Origin of the sequence: Falsiroseomonas oryzae (assembly GCF_027856955.1) — a bacterium.
GTDB lineage: Bacteria > Pseudomonadota > Alphaproteobacteria > Acetobacterales > Acetobacteraceae > Falsiroseomonas > Falsiroseomonas oryzae.
The window spans coordinates 1-3,044 of the sequence record NZ_JAPSMD010000546.1; the positions used below are offsets into that span (position 1 = coordinate 1).

Below are 3,044 nucleotides of genomic sequence, written 5' to 3' on the forward strand. Positions count from 1 at the left end.
GTCGTCGCGCGCGTCGTCGCGGCAGGGCGTGGTGCGGCCTGGCGCGCCGCGGGCGCTGCCGTGGGCGCCTTGGCCGCCTGCTGCGCCGGTCTGCCCGCCGTCTCCCTGCCGCTGTCACGCCGCGCGGCTTCCGCCGTGGGCGCTGCACAAGCAAGGACGATCAGCGCGAGCAGGATCCTGCGCATGCGTTCGGTCTTCCCCCTTCTGGTGCAACCCCCGGCCGGGCCGGAGGCAGGTCCCCCCGGACCCGAAGCACTTCCCGCGCATCCTCTAGACCCGAGGGGTCGTGGCCTGTCAACGACCGTTCCTCAGATTCCGGATTAAGTATGCAATGGAGGGAATGCCGCCGGACGTACGTCCAGGCCCGTGGCGTCAGGTCAGATGTGGGCGTTCGCGCCAGTCGCGGCTCTGCATTTCGTGAAGGCGGCTCGCCGTGCGCGCGAACATCGCGGCGTTCTCCCCCTTCTCGTAGATGCGGTCGGGGCTGGCCGCCGCGCTGGCCACCAGCTTCACGCGGTGCTCGTAGAGCGCATCGACCAGCGTGATGAAGCGCTTCGCCTTGTCGAAATTCTCGGCGCCCAGGCGGGGGATCCCGTCCAGCAGCAGCGTGTGGAAATGCGTGGCGACGGCCAGGTAGTCCGCCGGGCCCAGCGGCTGGCCGCACAGCGTCTCGAAGTCGAAGCGGGCGACGCCGTCTGCCGCCTGCGGCACGGCGATGGCGCGGCCGAGCAGCGTCAGCCGCGTCGGCGCGCCGTGGTCCCGGCCGGTCAGCTCGCGGAAGGCTCGGTCCATCGCGGCCTCGGCGCGCGCATCGGCCGGCATGTGCCAGGTGGGCAGGTCCAGCCTGCGTTCGCGCCGGTAGTCACGCGCGGCGTCCAGGAACAGCACCTCGAGCCGGCGCTTGATCAGCGCGATGAAGGGCAGGAAGGCGTCGCGGCCCGGCTTGCCCTTGAACAGGTCGTCGGGCGCGGTGTTGCTGGTGGCCACCACGACCGTGCCGCGCGCGAACAGCGCCTGGAACAGGCGGCCGAGGATCATCGCATCGGCGATGTCGTGCACCTGGAACTCGTCGAAGCAGAGCAGCGCGGCCTCCGCGGCGATGCTGTCGGCCAGCGGCGGGATCGGGTCCGCGGTGTCGCCGTGCTTGCGCTTCCAGGCGTGGATGCGCGCATGCACGCGGTGCTGCATGAACTGGTGGAAGTGGATGCGCTCCTTGCGCGGCACCTCCGCGGTGGCGAAGAACAGGTCCATCAGCATGGACTTGCCGCGCCCGACCTCGCCGACGAGGTAGAGGCCCATCGGCGTCCCCGCCGGCGCTTCCTCCGGCGCGACGGGCTTGCGGCGCAGGAAGCGCGCGAAGAAGCCCCCCTGCTCCGGTTCCTCGGGATGCGGGTCGTAGCCGCGCGTGCGGCGCCACAGGTCCTGCAGCACCTCCGCCGCGCGCAGCTGCGCGGGGTCGGCGTGCAGCGTCCCGCCGGAGATCAGGGCGCGGTAGGCTGGCAGCGGGCCTTCGTTCGGCGCCGCCGTGACGTGCGGGGCATCCATTTGCCGCCTGCGATAAACCCGGGGCGCGGCGCGGGCAACCGCCCGCCCCCTGCGGCCCGCCGTTGACGCCCGGGCGGGCACAAGCCCAGCCTGACGCGCCATGCCCCCGCCGCCTTCGCCCGCGTCGCCTTCGCCCCCCAGCGCCGCCCTGCTCTACGCACCCGACGGCTACGACACCTCGCGCCCGCGGCTGATGGGGCGGCACGCGGCGGGCGAGGGGTTCCTCGCCGCGCTGGTGCGCCATTCGGGCTTCGAGCGCATCGTCGGCGTGACGCGCGGGCAGGCCGACGCGGAGGCCTTCCGCCGGCACGTCACCGCGCTGGGCGGCAGCGCGCCGGCCGAGGCGATCCCGGACGACCAGCTGCACCGCCTGGCGGCGATCGGCTGCCTGATGCTGCCGGGCCCGGGGCTCGGCCACCATGCCTGGCGGCGCCGCCGCGCGGGGGAGGCGTCGGCGTTCTCGCTGGTGGGGGTGACACACACCATCGCCTCGGCCGGCGCGATGGATTCCATCGTGGAAAGCCTGGTGGCGCCGGTGCAGCCCTGGGATGCGATCGTCTGCACCTCCTCCGCCGTGCAGGGCGCGGTGCGGCGGCTGCTGGAGATGCAGTCGGCCTATCTGCTGCGCCGGCTCGGCGCCACGCGCATCGAGGGGCCGGCGCTGCCGGTGATCCCGCTCGGCGTCGATTGCGCCGCGCTGGCGCCCGACCCGGCGGAGCGCGCGGCTTGGCGGCAGCGGCTGTCCATCGGGGAGCGGGACGTGGTGGTGCTGCATCACGGCCGCCTCTCCTTCCATGCCAAGGCGCATCCGCTGCCGATGTTCCTGGCGCTGGGGCGCGCCGCGGCGCGGGCGCCGGACGGCGCGCAGGTCGTGCTGGTGCTGTCCGGCTGGTATGCCGACGAGGTGCAGCGCCGCGCCTTCACCGAACAGGCGCGCGCCGTGGCGCCCAACCTCGCGATCCGCCTGGTGGAGCGGCCGGAGACCGGCACCACGCTGCGCAGCGTGGCGGACATCTTCACCCTGCTGTCGGACAACGTGCAGGAGAGCTTCGGCCTGGCGCCGGTGGAGGCGCTGGCGGCGGGGCTGCCGGTGGTCGGCACCGACTGGGACGGGCTGAAGGACACCATCCGCCACGGCGAGACCGGCTTCCGCATCCCCACCACGCTGGCCGGGCCGATGGGCGACCTGGCGGAGCGGCACGATGCCGGCCTCGACAGCTACGACAGCTTCATCGGCGCGATCGCGCAGTTCACCGCGGTGGACGTGCCTGAGGCGACCGAGGCCTTCGGCGCGCTGATAGGCGATGCCGGGCTGCGCGCACGGATGGCGGCGGCGGCACGCCGCGACGCCGCGGCGCGGTTCGACTGGCCGGTGGTGATCGGCCGTTGGCGCACGCTGTGGGCCGAGCTGGAGCGGATCCGGCGGGGCAGCCGCGCGGAGCGCGCGGCGCCGCTGCGCGGCGAGGAGCGCGTGCCGCACCGCCCCGACCCCGGCCTGC

General features: G+C 74.1%; 2 protein-coding genes and 1 pseudogene. 1 reads left to right on the forward strand and 2 read right to left on the reverse strand.

What is annotated here, in order from left to right:
* Both OZN99_RS28600 and zapE read right to left on the reverse strand, forming a co-directional pair.
* Positions 1–185, reverse strand: a pseudogene (locus OZN99_RS28600) (hypothetical protein); the annotation flags it as partial.
* A 187-nt stretch (positions 186–372) separates the two neighbouring features.
* The gene (gene zapE, locus OZN99_RS28605) at positions 373–1,545 is read right to left on the reverse strand and encodes a cell division protein ZapE (RefSeq protein WP_270938616.1); all 1,173 of its coding nucleotides are present in this window, start codon (positions 1,543–1,545) and stop codon (positions 373–375) included.
* A 100-nt stretch (positions 1,546–1,645) separates the two neighbouring features.
* Between zapE and OZN99_RS28610 the strand changes: the two genes are divergently transcribed.
* Positions 1,646–3,044 (forward strand): glycosyltransferase (locus OZN99_RS28610; RefSeq protein ID WP_270938617.1); only part of this gene is annotated, 1,399 nt, incomplete at its 3' end.